The organism is Nonomuraea sp. NPDC049655 (assembly GCF_044465465.1).
Taxonomy (GTDB): Bacteria; Actinomycetota; Actinomycetes; order Streptosporangiales; family Streptosporangiaceae; genus Nonomuraea.
Genome location: NZ_JBITLS010000005.1, coordinates 465,463 through 479,995 on the forward strand (window position 1 = coordinate 465,463; position 14,533 = coordinate 479,995).

Here is a 14,533-nt window from a genome sequence, read left to right on the forward strand (position 1 = left end):
AACCCCAGGTCAGAGGGGGCCATGAACGCGCGTAACGATCGATGTGGCAGGCTGTCATACAAATGCACAACACGTCCGACCTTCAGGAAATCGTCGACGAGATCGCCGCCACGCTCGGGGCGTCCGTGACGCTGGAGGACCGCTCGTTCCGGCTGCTCGCCTACGGCGCCCAGCACGGCGACATCGACACGGTCCGCCAGGAGTCGATCCTGCGCCGGCGCGCCACCGGCGAGGTGCGCGACTACTTCGAACGCTACGGCATCGCCAGGGCCGGCGGCCCGGTCCGGATCCCGGCCGACGCCGAGCTCAAGGTGCTGGCCCGGGTCTGCTGGCCGCTGCGGCACGGCGAGGTCACCTACGGCTACCTGTGGCTGCTGGACTCCGGCAGCCTCGCCGACGAGGCGCTGCGCCGCGTCGCGCCGCTGGTCGCCAGGGCCGCCGCGGCGCTCGCCCAGGAGGCCAGGAGCCGCCAGGACCTCGGCCGCGGCCTGCTTGCCCTGCTCTCCGCCGACCCCGAGGAACGCGCCGCGGCCTCCATCGAGGTCCCCGGCCCGGTCACCGCGGTCGCCGTGCGCGAGTCCAGCGAGCGCGTGGCCGCCCTCTGGACGCTTCCGCGCGGCGTGCTGGCCCGCACCGGCTCGCCCGTCGCCCTGCTGGCCCCCGCCCACCTGGCCGGGGAGGTCGCCCAGACCCTGCAGAGCGCGTACGGCACCGCCGCCGGCATCGGCGCCCCCAGGAACGACCCGGCCGAGGCGTGGCAGAGCTGGCGCGAGGCCCGCCAGGCGCTGCGCATCGCCGAGCACTTCCCCCGGCACGCCCCCATCGCCCGCTGGCAGGACCTGGGCGTGCACCGCCTGCTGGCCCGCCTCGGCCGCGCCGACCTGCGCGAGCTGGCCGCCGAGACCGCCGCCCTCGACGCCGAGCTGGCCCAGACGCTGGAGGTCTACCTCGATCTCGGCGGCCACGCCCAGAAGACGGCCGCCGAGCTGGGCGTTCACCGCCAGACCCTCTACTACCGCCTGGGCAAGGCCGAACGCCTCCTGCACCGGGACCTGTCCGACGGCGACGACCGGCTGACCGTGCACCTCGGGCTGAAGGCGGCCAGGCTGCTGCCTCAGGACGGCCGGTAGACCTTCACCCAGTCCACGTACATCGACACCGTCGCGGGGGTGGAGGAGTCGCGGCAGCGCGGCTCGCACACCACGTCGTTCTGCAGCGCCAGGCCCATGCGGTCGCCGTCGGGCACGTACGGGCCGCGGTAGTCCCACACCTTCCTGCCGTCCAGCCAGAACGTCAGCCGGCCGGGCAGCCAGTCCACGGCGGCGGTGTGCCAGCGGGTGAAGTCGGCCCGCAGCTGCCGTTGCGCCCGGCCGCGCCCGCCGTGCACGAAGATGCCGCCGCCCTGCCGGCGCGGGTCCACGATCTCGGCGAAGTCGACCTCGGCGTAACCGTCGCCCTCGCTCTGGGCGGTGGGCCACAGCAGCGCGACCGGCGTGTAGCCGTTGCCCGCCTCGGCCCTGAACCGCACCTCCCACCTGCCGTAGCGCTGGGTGAGCCGGGTGGCCACGCCGCCGGACAGGTCCTTGCCGCCGTACCGGCCGCCCTTCAGGCGCAGCATCCCGCCTGCGACCGTGGCGGCCCGGCCCGTACGGGGGTTACGGGCCGCGTCCGGCGAGTGGTAGACCATCCACCTGCCCGTGTCGACCGAGGAGCCGTCGAAGTTCTCGACGAGGACGGGCGCGCCCCACCTCGACGTCTCCGCCTGTGCGCTCTGGGGCAGGGCGAGGGCCGTGATCAGCGCCGCCACCGCCGCCCGCTTCGAACCGCGAGTAGACATGCGGACCATCGAAGCAAAGATCTCACTCCGGTAACAAGGGCCCCTTCCGGACAGGCTCCGGGAACGGCGGGAGGCGGACGGCTTGCGCCGCCCGCCTCCCACGCGGTCTTCCGTCAGACGCAGGCCGACTCGTAGACGCGGACCAGTTCCTGGCTCACGCGCTCCCAGGAGTAGCGCGAGCGCGCCCGGTCGGCGCCGGCGTACCCGAGCGCGGTGCGCAGCGTCGGGTCGCACAGGATCTCGCGGGCCAGCCGCGCGGTGCGCGCCGGCCGGTCCGGCGGGACCAGCAGGCCGGTCACGCCGTCGATCACGGAGTCGAGGTGGGCGCCCACGGCCGAGGCGATCACCGGCACGCCGCAGGCCATGGCCTCCAGCGCGACGACGCCCGTCGCGGCCTCGCGCGGCACCGACACCACGGCGTCCGCGCTGCGCATCAGCTTCGGCACCGAGGCCCGCTTGACCTGCCCCAGCAGCGTCACCCGGTCGGCGACGCCGAGCTGCTCGGCCAGGGCGCGCAGCCGGCGCGCGTCCCTGTCGTCGTCCAGTTCCTCGGGCTCGGGGCCGCCGGCGATGACCAGCTCGACGTCCGTCAGGCCCTGCAGCGCCCGCACCGCCGTGTACGCCCCGCGCTCGGGGGACAGCGGGCCGACGTGCAGCAGCCGCTTGCGGGCGCCCTTGGTGGCGATCGCCCCGCGCCGCTGGAAACGCTCGGTGTCCACACCGTGCGGCACGATCGCGATGTTCCCGCGCGGCACGCCCAGCCTGATCAACGCCGACTCCTCGTCGCCCGAGCCGGCGATGACCGCCTTGGCCCGGCGTCCGAGCGCCCGCTCCAGCTTCTGGTGCGCGGCGTCCACGGTGTGGAAGGTCTGCATGACCGGAACGTCCAACCCCTTGGCGCCCGCCACGGCGGCGAGCCCCCCGGTCCACGAGTGGGCGTGGATCACGTCCGGGCGCTCCTGGTTCCAGCGCTTCATGAGGTGCTCGCCCACGTCGTTCAGGTACGGCACGACGTCCTCGGGCGTGAGGTCCTTGGCCGGGCCCACGTCGATCTGCTCCAGAGTGACCCCCGGGGCCACCCGCGTCTTGGGCTTGCCCTCGGCGTCGTCACGGCGGGAGTAGATGGTGACGTGGTGTTCGCGGCCCAGCTCGCGCGCTACGGAGAGGATACGGTGGCGCTGGTTTCCCTTGGCGGACGCGACGATCGCAATATTCATGGCACACCTCAGCGTGGAAAAGCCTTCAAGGTGTGCCTGCGTCTTAGGCACGTTGTTCTACGGAAAGACAATACCCATGTTTAGCCGAATCGCAAACCCCCGCAGATCAGACACCCTTGAGGGCCAGGACGACGATCTCGTCCCACACCTGGCCGCCTGAGAAGGCGTGCCGGTCGGCCTCCACGGCCTTGACCACGGTGGCCGGTGACTGGCCCGCGCAACGGCCCAGCACGTCGGCCAGCCGCTCCTCGCCGTACGGCTCGCCGGCGTCGTTCCTGGAGGAGATCAGGCCCTCCGAGTAGAGCACCAGCGTCTCCCCGACGGAGACGGTCAGCTCCTGCACGCCCGTCTCGGCCACGGGGGAGATGCCCATCGGCACGCCGCCGCCCGCCGCGAAGCGCACATTGCCGTCGGGCTGCAGCAGCGCCGCCGGATGGTGACCGGCCGAGGAGAGCTGGATCGTCCGGCCCTTGACGAACCCCACCACGGCCATCACGAACATGCCCGTGCCCTGCGCCACCAGAGCCTCGTTGACCTTGCGCATCACCAGGTCGGGATGGGACTCCCAGGTGCTGAGCACCCGCAGCCCGCCGCGCACCATGGCGCTGACCGAGGCCGCCTCCTCGCCCTTGCCCGCCGCGCCGCCCAGGGCGAACCCCCAGCCGCCCGCGACCGGGAACACGTCGTAGAACTCCGCGCCCACCGAAGCGCCCGGATGGTAGACCGCCGACGCCTCGTAGCCGGGCACGTCGGGCAGGTTGCGCGGGGCCACGCTGGCCGACAGCGCGTCGGCGGCCCGCGAACGGCTCTGGAAGCTCGACTGGGCGCGCACGGCCAGGCCGAGCTGCATCCCGACGTCCTGGAGCACGCCGAGGTCGGCCAGCGAGAACGGCGGCCGGTCGTGCGTGCGCACCAACGTCAGCACCCCGTCGGACTGCCCGATCGGCACCGACAGCAGCGAGCCGGCGCCCATCGCGGTCAGCAGCGGCCCGTCGGCGGTGAAGCCGAGCAGCGACTCGTCGTCGACCATCTCGTGCACCACGCCCGAGCCGCGCTCCAGCACCTGCATCACCACCTGGCTGCCGGCCGGGTCGGCCGACTCCACCAGCCGCACCAGCTCGCCCAGCGGATGGTTCTTCGGCGCCACCACCACCGAACGCCGCGGCAGCCCGTCGCGCACCAGGTCGGCGATCACCCAGTCGGCCCACTCGGCCGCCAGCAGGCGCGTCGTCCGCGGCAGCGCCACCGGGCGCAGCAGCGCCTCCTCGTCCAGCAGCAGCCCGCCGACCCTGGCCAGCAGGTCCTGCCGTTTGGACGCGGCCAGCAGCAGCGCCCCGTCGGACTGCTCGGGCCGCCGCCCCCCGGGCTCGGGAAGCTGCACCTCGGTGGGCAGCGCCACGGCCGCCACCATCTGCTGCGGCTCGCCCGGCATCGTCACCCGCGTCAGCGCGAGCTGCACGGTGTGCGTCCGCCCCTGGTGCGCCAGCCGCGTCTCGAACGCCGACGGCTGCCCGGTCTGCAGCACCGAGTTCAGGTGCGAGCGGAACGCCGCCCGCCTGGAGACGTCCACCAGCAGCGGGAACGACCGCCCCACCAGGTAGCCGTCGGGGCTGCCGAGCACCCGCGAGGTCTCCGGGTTGATCCGCCGGACCACCCCGCCGCCGTCGAGCACGATCACCGGCACCGGGAAGGCCCGGAACACCTGGCGCAGCAGCTTCAGCTCCCGCTGGGTGCCGTCCTTCTTGCTCGCGGCGCGCTTGGGCGCCTTGCGCAGCGCCTCGCGCGCCTCGGCGAGCAGCTCGGCGGCGGTGTCCAGTTCGGCCAGGGCCGCGTCGAGCGTGGGCGCGAGGTCGGTAGGGTAGGCGGTCCTCGCCTCACGCAAGGACGACACGCGTCCCGCCAGCGCGTCCAGAGCGTGTTCGAGGTCCGGCATGGTCATCCTTTGACGCTACGCCACCGGGGATAACGGTAGCCATAAGGGGTAGGGGCTTCTTGCTATGGAATCGACCGCGATGATCACTCCCGGGCTCGCCCGAGACCTGGCGGCGCTGGGGCGACTGGGTGAGGACACCTCCACGGAGAGCGTGTTGCGCGGGCTGACCACGGCGCTGGCGGCCGGTGTGCCCGGGTGCTCGGGCGGCTCGGCCGAACACTGGCGCGACCAGCGGGTGCTGGTCTCCGGCTCGCACAGCGAGCTGATCATGCTGGTCGAGGGCGAACGTGAACTCGGTGAGGGACCGTCCCTGGAGGCCCGCCAGAGCGGCGCCCGCGCGAGCGTGAGCGACGTGCTGAGCGACAGCCGCTGGCCCCGCTACAACGCACTGGCGACCCGCTGGGGGGTGCGTTCGGTACTGATGGTGCCCATCGAGGTGGCGCCGGCGCAGCTCATCGTCGGACTCTACTCCGTGCGCCCGGGTGCCTTCTCCCCGCAGGCCGCCCACTCGCTGGCCGACATGCTGACCGAGCAGGTCGGGGTGGCCATGGCGAACATGTGGGAGTTCGAGGAGGTGCGCACCGACGCCGCCCAGCTCCAGGAGGCCCTGGCCGGCCGGTCGGTCATCGACCAGGCCAAGGGCATCATCATGCAGACCAGCGGATGCACGGCCGAGGCCGCCTTCGAGGAGCTGCGCAGGATCTCGCAGCACCATCAGGTCAAGGTGGCCGATCTGGCCAGGCTGCTGGTGGAGGAGCACCAGCGCAAGTCGACGCGTCGCTCATAGGGCCTCAGCCGATGGCGGCCAGGGCGTCGTCGAGCGTGTCGTAGAGCGGCAGACGCTGGGCCAGCCCGGTGATCCACATCACCTTCGACTTGGAGTACTCCACGCCGACCAGCGCGAACTTCGCACGTGAGGCGAGGCTCGTCTGCCAGTGATGGACGATCAGCCCGAGTGCCCGCGAATCCATGAACGTCACCCCGGCCAGATCGAGTATCAGGTCGGCTCCGGCCAGCGACAGGTAGTCGGCGAACTGCTCACGCGTCGTGGCGTCGAGCACACCGTCGACCTTGACGACGGTGATCTCGCCGACGGGCGATGACGTCAGGCTCAGGGCGGCCACGGGCCCCTCGCCGTTTTCGGGCATTGTCACGAAGCAACCCTACTGTCACCACGCGACCGAGGAATACTTCCCGCGGCAGGGGGGAGACTGGGACCGAAGTCCAGCAGAGGGCTTCCGTCTCGAGAGTAGAGCGAGGCGTGCCTCTGCCTGGGCTTTTCTGCTGGCGGAGGCCGCCCTGCGACCCATATGAGGAGCAGCGATGGCTGTGCAGGAGTACGTCCTCGAGGAGATGACCGCGGAAGAACTCCTGGCTGAGATGGTCAGGGAAGACACACCCGACAGCCACAGGGAACGGCTGCGCGAGCGCATCGTGGAGATGCACCGGCCGCTGGCCATGGAAATCGCCAGGCGTTACCGTTACCGGGGCGAACCTCTGGAGGACCTCCTCCAGGCCGCGTACGTCGGCCTGATGAAGGCCGTCAACGGCTTCGACCCGACCCTCGGCCACGCCTTCAGGGGCTACGCGGTCGTCACGATGACCGGTGAGGTCAAGCGGCACTTCCGCGACCGCACCTGGGCCATCCGGGTCCCGCGTCTCTACCAGGAGCGACGGTCCGAGCTCAACCGGCTCGTCGCCGACCTCAGCCAGGACCTCGGCAGGTCCCCGACCGTGGCCGAGCTGGCCGCGAAGATGAACATCTCGGAGGAGGACGTCCTGCTCACCCTCGACGCCTCGGCCGCGTACAGCACGCTGTCGCTCGACGCGCCGCTCGGCACCGACGACGACGCGGCCTCGCTCGGCGACGTCATCCCCGAGGACGACGACACGCTGAGCACCATGGTCGACCGCGAGGCCGTCAAGCCGCTCATCGACGCGCTGCCCAGCCGCGAGAAGCACATCCTGCTGCTGCGCTTCTTCGGCAACATGACGCAGGCCGAGATCGCCGCCGAGTTCGGCATCTCGCAGATGCACGTCTCACGGATTCTCCGTAAGGTACTCGACCAGCTCCGCAGTGAGCTGCTGGTCGGTTAGCCGCTGGCCGGCTGTGAGAGAAAGGCGAGTCGCCGGGTGAACGAGGACGTCGAGCCTCAGTCGGGCTACACGAGCCCGCCACCCGGCGTGCCCGTGAAGGAGCTGCGCTTCCGCCTGCCGGACCTGCCGGAGGTCCGGCAGTTCGCCGAGGACGAGGCCCGCGCCGTGGGGATGCCCGAGGAGGCGGTCGGCGACTTCGTCATCGCGGTCAACGAGGTGGCGACCAACGCGGTCACGCACGGGGCCGACCGGGCGGCCATGCGGACCTGGGTGATCAGCGGGGACCTGGTGGTCGAGGTACACGACGAGGGCTTCTGGAAGCCGGGGCCGCTGCCGGGGGCGGTGGGGGGGATGGGGTTGTGGGTGGCGCGGCTGCTGTCCTCTGATTTCACGTTGCGGGTGGGGAGCGGGGGGAGCACCGTGATCATGAGGTTCCCCGGTAAGGGGTGACCTGCTTCTTCGCTTGGCCCCGCTTCTTCACCAGGGCCCGCTCCTTTGCCTGACCCCGCTTCTCCACCGGGACCGGCTCCTTCGCCTGGCCCCGCTTCTTCACCTAGGCCCGTTTTTTCGGATTTTTTGCGCTATTTAGTTCTTTGGGGTGTTTAGGTGTTCCGGGTGGGAGGCCGTTTGGCCTCCCACCCGGACAGCGTGCTCAGGCTGGTCAGTAGCCTGCTCGGCGCCCGGACAGGGCGCTCAGCGGCAGGTCGGTGGCCTGCTCAGCGGCGGCTGCGGCCGCGCCAGTGGCCGGTCCCGCCGCGGATGCTCGCCGTGCCGACGCCTGCCTGATGCAGGGCCAGCAAGGTCAGCCCCAGCAGGACGAACGTCATGCCGGAGATCCCGCCGATCTTCACACCCACGAGGTCGAGCAGGAAGCCCAACCCGAAGATGATCGCTGCGACGACTGCGAGCATGCCGATCACCTCCTCGTTTCGGGGGTCAGATTATGCGTGGACAGCGCGAGCAATTGCTCCAGGACGTTGCGGTAGTCGCGGAACGCCTGACGCAGGTCCTCGGTGTCGGGGGAGTCGACGTCCTTCCAGCGTTCGCGCAGAGCGCCGGTACGGCTGGTGAGGGAGTTGGTCAGCGACTCCACCACCTCGCCTACCAGGCCGTCCGCGCGCTGGATCGCCTCGGCGGGGTCGTCCACGAAGGACGCCTGGACGTCCCGCCAGCGGGCCTGCACCTCGGCGGGGTCCTGGTCGAACAGGGCGACCTCCTGAGGGGCCGCGTGCGAGGGAACGTCATCGACCGGAGCGCCCTCGACGGGCGCTCCCTGGACGGGCGCCCCTTCTAGGGGAGCCCCCTCGACCGGCCGCCCGCCCTCGCCGAACTCACCGTCGGTGAGATCGTTGTCGGTGCGACGGTTGTCGGTGAGACCGCCGTCGGTCGCCAGCCCGTCGCGGGCCGCTCCAGCAGTGGTCAGGTCGTCGCGCGCGAGATCGTCGTCGTCCCGCTCGCCGTGAACCAGGACGTCGTCGGACCGGTCGCTGTGCACGAGCACGTCGTCGGACCGGTCGGTCCCTGGCGTGTCGTGGCGTGCCCCGGTTCCGGACAGCACGTCCCGGGAGGTCTCGTGCCCGGGCGTCTCGTCGGCGGGGACGCCGGCGTGAGCGGGGTCGGGGTCGGGGTCGGGGGAGTGGTGATCGGCACCATGTCCCAGAGGGGTCTCGCGGTGCGGCTCGGTCGGCAGGTCGCCGGCGTCGCCGGTGCTCGCGTAGGGGTCCTTGTAGGACGGCTCGTCGTCATGGTCCCGGTCGGGGACCGCGGAGGTGTACCCGTGGCTCGCCGGGGTGTAACCGGCGTCGTTCGGGTAGCCGCCGTCGTGCCGCCCGGTGGTGTCGTCGTAACGGTCGCCGGACCCGTCGGTGAGGTCCCTGTGCTCGTCGTCCCTGGCAGCCTCGTCCGACCGCTGCGACGGGACCCTGAGCTCGTCCTCACTTCTTCTGCTGCTGCTGCTCATCTACGTTCACCGCCCTCGCGTGGTCTCGTGCAGCAGTTCCTCGAACAACGCGCGGTAATGAACCATGGCCTGACGGAGCTCCTCGGTCGAGGCTTCCTTCCTGGCCGCCCGCCCGCTGATCTCGTGGGCCGTCCTGTAGTGGTCGAGAGTGGCCGCGTGCCCGACCGACAGATCGGACAGCCGCTGCTCGAAGTCGTCCGTGGGGTAGCCACGGTCCGCCATCACCGAGGTGACGAGCTGGTCCGCCTCGGTCACCGCGAACCCGGGGGCGTCGACGAAACGCTCCTGGACCTCGGTCCACCGGTTGGCGTACGCGTCGCGCGTCTCCTCCGGCAGCGGCCGGATGTCGAGCTCGGAATGGCGCTGCTCGCGGGCGATGAGCTCCCGCTCGGCCTCACGCCGGTTGTCACTCTCGGCCACCGTACGCTCGTACTCAGGGCCGAAACGTTCGCGGAGACGGCTGCGGCGTTGCTGCTGTAGCACGACATAGCCCACTGCGGCGAGCGCCACCACCGCGACCACGACGACGGCCACCCAGATCAAGGTGGTCATTGATGTTCGCCTCCGGTCTCTGTAATGAGACCTGCGACTGCCCACGATCAAGGCCGTCGAAACTCGCGTGCTCAGTGAGCTGCAAGCCCTTTCCTGGCGGCCTCCAGCACCGTCGCCACGTGCGAGCCCGCAGGTGACGCCGGAACCTCACTGAACCCCTCAGCCGCGTCGTACCGGACGTCGAGCCCCGCGTCCACGAGCCGCTGCGCCCACCGCAGCGCCGTGTTCAACCGCTCCGCCGCCGGCGGCTTCCCCTGCGCCGCCGCCGACAGGTTCCGCAGATTGGTGGCCGGCCCGGACTGCGCGTGCACGCGCGCCAGCTTCCACGGTACGGCGGCACTGTGGTCGAGCATCGGCTTGGCCAGCCCGGCGGCCCGCTTGGCCTGGAGCACCCCCGACTCGGACACCCCGAAATGAGCGGCCAGCTCCTGCACGCTCATCCCGCCGGCCACCAGCCGCGCCAGCTCCGCCCGATCAACGCTCGGCCTCCGCCCCACCACGCCCTCCGCTCCCGCTTTCCGTGTACGCGCCTACCTCCGATGTGCGCTAAGGTTATGACGTCCCGCCCCGCAGGGGGCGGCCGACACAACCGGGACGTAGCGCAGCTTGGTAGCGCACTTGACTGGGGGTCAAGGGGTCGCAGGTTCAAATCCTGTCGTCCCGACGGTTGCGAAAGGCCAGCCAATTTGGGTGAAAGCCCAGGTCGGCTGGCCTTTTCTGTTGATCACTCAACCTTGATCGATGATCTAGACCGCTCTCAGTTTGGGACCAGTTTGGGACCAGCCCCCTGAAAGGTGGGCGCTGAGGGCGTTACCCGCGGCGGCGATGGAAGCGCCGTCCGGGTGGAGATAGCGCTGCGTGGTCGTCAGGGACCCGTGACCGGCGATCTTACGAAGAACGTGCACGGACACTCCCGCATCGGCCATCCACGTCAGGCCGCTGTGGCGAAGATCATGACGGCGCAGGTGCTCATAACCGAGCGCGGCCATGTGGGGTGCCAAAACGCGAACACTGCTGCTGATCTGGGCGTTTGCCGGGTGATCAGGCTGCTCTGTGGTACTCGTTGATCAGACCTGCGACGGTCCTTCGACGATGGATCCGGGAAGTCATGTCGATCATCTTGCTGGGACCGTGCAACGGCGGGCGAAGCGAACGGCCTTGATGCGGGCGATGCTGGTTGAAGTGGTGTTCGTACTCGGCCAGAACCTTACGCAGGTGCCGCTCACCATGGATGAGCAGGTGATCGAGGCACTCACGGCGTAGCGTTCCCACGAACCGCTCCGCGAACGCGTTCGCCCGTGGCGACCGGACGGGCGTCTTGATGACCCGCACGCCATTGGCGGTGAACACCTCATCGAACGAACGGGAGAACTTGCGGTCACGGTCCCGGATGAGAAACCTGAACGCGCTGGCGCGCTCGCCCAGGTCCATCAGCAGGTTCCGGGCTTGCTGGGTGGTCCACGCGCCGGTCGTGTTGGAGGTGACGCCCAGCAGGTGCACGCGGCGTGTCTCGATCTCCACGCTCGGGCACCAGCACGAACGTGGACAGCTGCAGGTTGCCGATGTTGCCGCCGTGCGTGACCAGTCGCACGCCCGCCTGCTCATCCAGCAGCCACGGCAGCCCGATGCCGGTCCACGGCACGCCGACCCGGACGTGCTCCGCCTGCATCAGCTCCCTGGTGGCGGCTCCGACCGGCTCCTCGCCGCTCGCACCCAGGTGGAAGGCGGCGTAGCGGAGCTGGTCGCGCACCGACGACACCAGGCCGCCCTCGGGCATGCCTTCGCGGAACAGCCCCCACGTGTGCGCGACCTGCGGGCCGTCCTCTCCTACGGCGTGCCCGACGGCGTGCGACCGCGTCGCGACCTCCCAGGGGAAGAAGAAGCTGGAGCTCATGCCCAGGGGTTCGAGCACGATCCGACTGACCGCGCTCTCGTACGGCTCGCCGCACACGACCTCGATGACCCTGCCGAGCAGCCTGAACCCGGCGTTGTTGTAGGAGGCGAGCGCGTCGGGCGGGAAGAGCTGGGGCAGCTGGTCGTAGGTACCGATCGAGGCGGCCAGCGCGCCGGTGTCCCAGCTCTCGCCGTCGTCGATATCGCCGAGGAATCCGCCGGTGTGGGTGAGCAGGTGCCGGATGGTCAGCTCGTCGGCGGCCCGCTCGTCGGCGAGCTGGAAGCCGGGCAGATACTGGCGCACGCGCCCGTCCAGGTCGAGCCGACCGCGCTCGACGAGGTGCATGATCGCTGTCGCCGTGATCGTCTTGGTGGTCGACCCGATCTGGAACAGCGTGTCGCCCGTCACGGGGGCCGGCGCGTCGACGCTGGTGACGCCGGTGGTGAGGACGTGGTCCGCGCCATCGAAGAGCACGCCGACGGCGGCACCGGGGACATGGAGGGATTTCACCTTGCTGTCGAGCAGGTTCTGCAGATGGTTAAGGTCAGCCATCCGTTCATCCTGCCGACAGCGAGAGCGGTGGGCTTCGTCCGCCCGCACCATTTCCGTCGCGCTGTTCGTCCAGGAGTCGGGACGCCACCGCTGGCCCGCCGTCTCCGGTCATGCATCCTGGGGTGCCGTCAAGAACCGCGCACCAACCCCGAGCGGCAGCATCTTCCCAGGCCGGGCGGGGTGTCCTCCGGAGAAGCGTCGACTCGCCAGGGCCGCCGCAGCTCTCACGTGTAAGCCATTGACCTGCGTATTCTCGCGCGTTTGGGGCTGGTGGCGCGGTTCTTAACGGCGCCCTTGCTTCTGCCGTATTCCGGTGGCATCCCTTGTGGGTCAGAAGTGGCAATCATGAATGTCGATGTAGCGGTTTCCCGGTAGGTCTGGCGGGATCGATGTAGGCGGGGAGAGATCCTGCTTCTCGGGTTTCAGCGTCACTCGGAACGAAGATCCTGGCCCGTCCAGCCGGTTATCGGGTAGGGGACGGAGTAGCCGTTGACGGCACAGCGGGAGACGACGTGGTTGAGGGCTGCGTCGCAGCGGGGTCGGGCAGATCGCCGCGGACGGGCTTGGGCTTGCCGCTGATGTAGGAGTCGACGAAGAACTCCTTTACCTGGCCCTCCGCTCCCGAAGGTGTCCTCAGCCGCCAGGTGACGGAGGGCTCCTAACTACCGGGATCCCACAAGTAGCGAAAGGTACACAAGTGCGGGCCAGTGGGGACGCAAGTGGTCTCCGGTGCGAGAGGGACAGCGCGGCGGGATGATCTTAGGCTTCCGGAGGGCGAACACCTGCCCAGACGGTGCGAGAAAGCTAAGAACGGGACGCCGCGATGAAGCTGCAGGATTTCACTACCCCGGGCACCTACACGGTCACTGCGCCGCCGGGGTCGAGTGTGCTTGTGGAGGCCTGGGGCGGCGGTGGGGGCGGCGGCGGAGGCGGTGCCGGGAGCGTCGGCAGTGGGGTGACCTGGGGCGGCGCAGTGACCGTGTAGGTGCCCGGGCGGGTATGTGCGCGCCATCGTGATCGCCTCGCCCGTCGACGGCACCCTCACGGTCACCGTCGGGGCAGCCGGCGCAGGTGGTGCCTCAGCTCCGGCCAACTTCAGCGGGCAGGCCGGGCAACCCGGCACCAACGGCGGGGACAGCACCGTCAGCACTGGCGGCGCGGTCGTGGTGGCCGCACGCGGCGGAGGCGGCGGAAAGCCCGGGGCCGGCGGAACCGCCACCGGGTCGGGCGCCCACGGCGCGGGTGGTGCTGGCGGCGGCGGCCTGTTCCCGGCCGATAGCGGGCTGCTTCGCAACGGTGGCACCGGAGCGAGCGGAACCAAGGACTCCACCGGAGCTCCCGTGGGAGGGGTGGGGGCGAGCAGCTATATCGCCAGCGGCCCGCTGCCGTCCACTCCCCCCACCGGCGGCTCTGGGGGCGGTCCGCTCCCGAGGTCGGCTCGGTCGGGCTGACCGAGGCCGCCGCCCGTGAGCGCGGCGTCAACGTCCGGACGGCGACCGGTGACCTGGGCACCCGCGGCTGGATCGCCGAGGAGGCGGGTCCGGTCAAGCTGGTCGCCGACGCCGACCGGGGCGTGCTGGTCGGCAGCACCGTCGTCGGCAGCGCGGGTGGCGAGGTGCTGGCCGCGCTCGTGACGGCGATCCACGCGGAGGTCCCGATCGCGACGCTGGCCGAGATGCACTTCGCGTACCCGACCTCCCACCGCGCCCTTCAACCCGTCCTGCGCGCTCTGCTCTGAAGCGCGGGCGAACGGCGGCCCTTGGCGCCAGGTGGCCGTTCCGGGGGAGGATGTGCTCAGCTTGGTACGGCCGCAGGACGCTGAACGCGCGCAGCGCCTGTCGCCGATTCCGGAGACCTGTCCGAAGGAGACGTCATGCGGGTAGCGGTGGTCACGTTCGACGGGTTCAACGAGCTCGACAGCTTCATCGCCTCGGCGCTGATCAACCGATGCCGGCCCGACGGGCTCGAGGCGTTCATCACGACGCCCACGCCGGTGGTCACGTCGATGAACGGCGTGCCGGTGGCCGGGCAGCGTCCGATGGAGTTCGTGAGCGAAGCCGAGGTCGTGCTCATCGGGAGCGGGGTGAAGACCCGCGACGTGGTCGCCGACGATCGGCTGCTGTCCATGTTGCCGCTCGACCCCGCCCGGCAGCTGATCGGTTCGCAGTGTTCGGGGGCGCTGGTGCTGGCTCGTCTGGGCCTGCTGGAGCACATGCCGGCCTGCGCGGACAGAACCAGCCGGCCGTTCGTCGAAGCCTGCGGCGTCACCGTGCTGGACGCGCCCTTCCACGCGGAGGGGAACATCGCGACGGCGGGTGGGTGCCTGGCGTCCCAGTACCTGGCCACCTGGGTGATCACCCGCACCCTCGGCGAGGACGCCGCCCGCGCGGTCCTCGACTACGTCGCCCCGGTCGGCGAGAACGACGAAACGGTCGACCGCGGTCTCCGCGCCGTCCACGAGGGCAGCGGGCTCACCCTGCGTTGAGCAGGC

At 70.6% G+C, this 14,533-nt stretch carries 16 protein-coding genes, 1 tRNA gene and 1 pseudogene; 7 read left to right on the plus strand and 11 right to left on the minus strand.

What is annotated here, in order from left to right:
• The first annotated feature begins 62 nt into the window (after positions 1-62).
• Positions 63-1,130 carry a helix-turn-helix domain-containing protein gene (locus ACIBQ6_RS19190; protein WP_358293696.1) on the plus strand — a complete coding sequence of 356 codons (1,068 nt, stop codon included), beginning with the start codon at positions 63-65 and terminating at the stop codon, positions 1,128-1,130.
• On the opposite strand, the gene ACIBQ6_RS19195 is transcribed toward ACIBQ6_RS19190, so the two are convergent.
• The 3 genes from ACIBQ6_RS19195 to ACIBQ6_RS19205 all read right to left on the minus strand — a co-directional run bounded on the left by ACIBQ6_RS19195 (position 1,115) and on the right by ACIBQ6_RS19205 (position 4,993).
• Positions 1,115-1,837 carry a glycoside hydrolase family 16 protein gene (locus tag ACIBQ6_RS19195; RefSeq protein WP_358293694.1) on the minus strand — a complete coding sequence of 241 codons (723 nt, stop codon included), beginning with the start codon at positions 1,835-1,837 and terminating at the stop codon, positions 1,115-1,117. The two genes, ACIBQ6_RS19190 and ACIBQ6_RS19195, sit on opposite strands and share 16 nt — an antisense overlap.
• 113 nt (positions 1,838-1,950) lie before the next feature.
• Entirely contained in the window at positions 1,951-3,054 is a 1,104-nt protein-coding gene (locus ACIBQ6_RS19200; protein WP_358293693.1) for a glycosyltransferase, read from the minus strand.
• 106 nt (positions 3,055-3,160) lie between these two features.
• Positions 3,161-4,993, minus strand: coding sequence for a SpoIIE family protein phosphatase (locus tag ACIBQ6_RS19205; RefSeq protein WP_364330998.1), 1,833 nt, complete (start codon positions 4,991-4,993; stop codon positions 3,161-3,163).
• Between the two features lie 58 nt (positions 4,994-5,051).
• Between ACIBQ6_RS19205 and ACIBQ6_RS19210 the strand changes: the two genes are divergently transcribed.
• Positions 5,052-5,774 (plus strand): ANTAR domain-containing response regulator, encoded by a 723-nt coding sequence (locus ACIBQ6_RS19210; protein WP_397213283.1) that lies wholly within the window; start codon positions 5,052-5,054, stop codon positions 5,772-5,774.
• A 4-nt stretch (positions 5,775-5,778) separates the two neighbouring features.
• Here the strand turns inward: ACIBQ6_RS19210 and ACIBQ6_RS19215 are convergent, their stop codons facing one another.
• Positions 5,779-6,135: an STAS domain-containing protein gene (locus ACIBQ6_RS19215; protein WP_358294288.1), complete on the minus strand. Its 357-nt coding sequence runs from the start codon at positions 6,133-6,135 to the stop codon at positions 5,779-5,781.
• Between the two features lie 175 nt (positions 6,136-6,310).
• On the opposite strand from ACIBQ6_RS19215, the gene ACIBQ6_RS19220 reads away from it, so the two are divergent.
• Positions 6,311-7,084, plus strand: a complete 774-nt coding sequence (locus ACIBQ6_RS19220) for a SigB/SigF/SigG family RNA polymerase sigma factor (RefSeq protein WP_352330971.1) — start codon at positions 6,311-6,313, stop codon at positions 7,082-7,084.
• 36 nt (positions 7,085-7,120) lie between these two features.
• On the plus strand, positions 7,121-7,534 hold the full coding sequence (locus tag ACIBQ6_RS19225) for an ATP-binding protein (RefSeq protein WP_352330973.1): 414 nt from the start codon (positions 7,121-7,123) through the stop codon (positions 7,532-7,534).
• Positions 7,535-7,800: 266 nt separating this feature from the next.
• On the opposite strand, the gene ACIBQ6_RS19230 is transcribed toward ACIBQ6_RS19225, so the two are convergent.
• From ACIBQ6_RS19230 to ACIBQ6_RS19245, 4 genes are all read right to left on the minus strand, one after another.
• On the minus strand, positions 7,801-7,995 hold the full coding sequence (locus tag ACIBQ6_RS19230) for a hypothetical protein (protein ID WP_358293688.1): 195 nt from the start codon (positions 7,993-7,995) through the stop codon (positions 7,801-7,803).
• A gap of 5 nt (positions 7,996-8,000) precedes the next feature.
• The gene (locus ACIBQ6_RS19235) at positions 8,001-9,044 is read right to left on the minus strand and encodes a hypothetical protein (protein WP_397213285.1); all 1,044 of its coding nucleotides are present in this window, start codon (positions 9,042-9,044) and stop codon (positions 8,001-8,003) included.
• A 6-nt stretch (positions 9,045-9,050) separates the two neighbouring features.
• The gene (locus ACIBQ6_RS19240) at positions 9,051-9,596 is read right to left on the minus strand and encodes a hypothetical protein (protein WP_358293686.1); all 546 of its coding nucleotides are present in this window, start codon (positions 9,594-9,596) and stop codon (positions 9,051-9,053) included.
• 71 nt (positions 9,597-9,667) lie between these two features.
• Positions 9,668-10,096: a hypothetical protein gene (locus ACIBQ6_RS19245; protein WP_352358106.1), complete on the minus strand. Its 429-nt coding sequence runs from the start codon at positions 10,094-10,096 to the stop codon at positions 9,668-9,670.
• 90 nt (positions 10,097-10,186) lie between these two features.
• Here ACIBQ6_RS19245 and ACIBQ6_RS19250 point away from each other — a divergent pair.
• Positions 10,187-10,260 (plus strand) — tRNA-Pro (locus tag ACIBQ6_RS19250).
• A gap of 82 nt (positions 10,261-10,342) precedes the next feature.
• On the opposite strand, the gene ACIBQ6_RS19255 is transcribed toward ACIBQ6_RS19250, so the two are convergent.
• From ACIBQ6_RS19255 to ACIBQ6_RS19265, 3 genes are read right to left on the minus strand one after another with little or no spacing between them, the layout of a single operon-like run.
• Positions 10,343-10,585 (minus strand): tyrosine-type recombinase/integrase, encoded by a 243-nt coding sequence (locus tag ACIBQ6_RS19255; RefSeq protein WP_397213287.1) that lies wholly within the window; start codon positions 10,583-10,585, stop codon positions 10,343-10,345.
• A 52-nt stretch (positions 10,586-10,637) separates the two neighbouring features.
• Positions 10,638-11,027 carry an integrase core domain-containing protein gene (locus ACIBQ6_RS19260; RefSeq protein WP_397213289.1) on the minus strand — a complete coding sequence of 130 codons (390 nt, stop codon included), beginning with the start codon at positions 11,025-11,027 and terminating at the stop codon, positions 10,638-10,640.
• Entirely contained in the window at positions 10,975-12,042 is a 1,068-nt protein-coding gene (locus tag ACIBQ6_RS19265; protein WP_397213291.1) for a serine hydrolase domain-containing protein, read from the minus strand. Before ACIBQ6_RS19265 ends, ACIBQ6_RS19260 begins: the two co-directional genes overlap by 53 nt.
• A 1,435-nt stretch (positions 12,043-13,477) precedes the next feature.
• On the opposite strand from ACIBQ6_RS19265, the pseudogene ACIBQ6_RS19270 reads away from it, so the two are divergent.
• Positions 13,478-13,780 (plus strand): annotated as a pseudogene (locus ACIBQ6_RS19270) (NAD(P)/FAD-dependent oxidoreductase); the annotation flags it as partial.
• A gap of 135 nt (positions 13,781-13,915) precedes the next feature.
• Positions 13,916-14,527 (plus strand): hypothetical protein, encoded by a 612-nt coding sequence (locus ACIBQ6_RS19275; RefSeq protein ID WP_397213293.1) that lies wholly within the window; start codon positions 13,916-13,918, stop codon positions 14,525-14,527.
• Positions 14,528-14,533 lie beyond the last annotated feature (6 nt).

Bases quoted from the DNA above. Each gene is read 5' to 3' on its own strand.
- ACIBQ6_RS19240 (WP_358293686.1), bottom strand. From the start codon at position 9,596: ATGACCACCTTGATCTGGGTGGCCGTCGTCGTGGTCGCGGTGGTGGCG.
- ACIBQ6_RS19195 (WP_358293694.1), bottom strand. From the start codon at position 1,837: ATGTCTACTCGCGGTTCGAAGCGGGCGGCGGTGGCGGCGCTGATCACG.
- ACIBQ6_RS19235 (WP_397213285.1), bottom strand. From the start codon at position 9,044: ATGAGCAGCAGCAGCAGAAGAAGTGAGGACGAGCTCAGGGTCCCGTCG.
- ACIBQ6_RS19200 (WP_358293693.1), bottom strand. From the start codon at position 3,054: ATGAATATTGCGATCGTCGCGTCCGCCAAGGGAAACCAGCGCCACCGT.
- ACIBQ6_RS19205 (WP_364330998.1), bottom strand. From the start codon at position 4,993: ATGACCATGCCGGACCTCGAACACGCTCTGGACGCGCTGGCGGGACGC.
- ACIBQ6_RS19215 (WP_358294288.1), bottom strand. From the start codon at position 6,135: ATGCCCGAAAACGGCGAGGGGCCCGTGGCCGCCCTGAGCCTGACGTCA.
- ACIBQ6_RS19220 (WP_352330971.1), top strand. From the start codon at position 6,311: ATGGCTGTGCAGGAGTACGTCCTCGAGGAGATGACCGCGGAAGAACTC.
- ACIBQ6_RS19190 (WP_358293696.1), top strand. From the start codon at position 63: ATGCACAACACGTCCGACCTTCAGGAAATCGTCGACGAGATCGCCGCC.
- ACIBQ6_RS19210 (WP_397213283.1), top strand. From the start codon at position 5,052: ATGGAATCGACCGCGATGATCACTCCCGGGCTCGCCCGAGACCTGGCG.
- ACIBQ6_RS19255 (WP_397213287.1), bottom strand. From the start codon at position 10,585: ATGGCCGCGCTCGGTTATGAGCACCTGCGCCGTCATGATCTTCGCCAC.
- ACIBQ6_RS19230 (WP_358293688.1), bottom strand. From the start codon at position 7,995: ATGCTCGCAGTCGTCGCAGCGATCATCTTCGGGTTGGGCTTCCTGCTC.
- ACIBQ6_RS19260 (WP_397213289.1), bottom strand. From the start codon at position 11,027: ATGGACCTGGGCGAGCGCGCCAGCGCGTTCAGGTTTCTCATCCGGGAC.
- ACIBQ6_RS19275 (WP_397213293.1), top strand. From the start codon at position 13,916: ATGCGGGTAGCGGTGGTCACGTTCGACGGGTTCAACGAGCTCGACAGC.
- ACIBQ6_RS19265 (WP_397213291.1), bottom strand. From the start codon at position 12,042: ATGGCTGACCTTAACCATCTGCAGAACCTGCTCGACAGCAAGGTGAAA.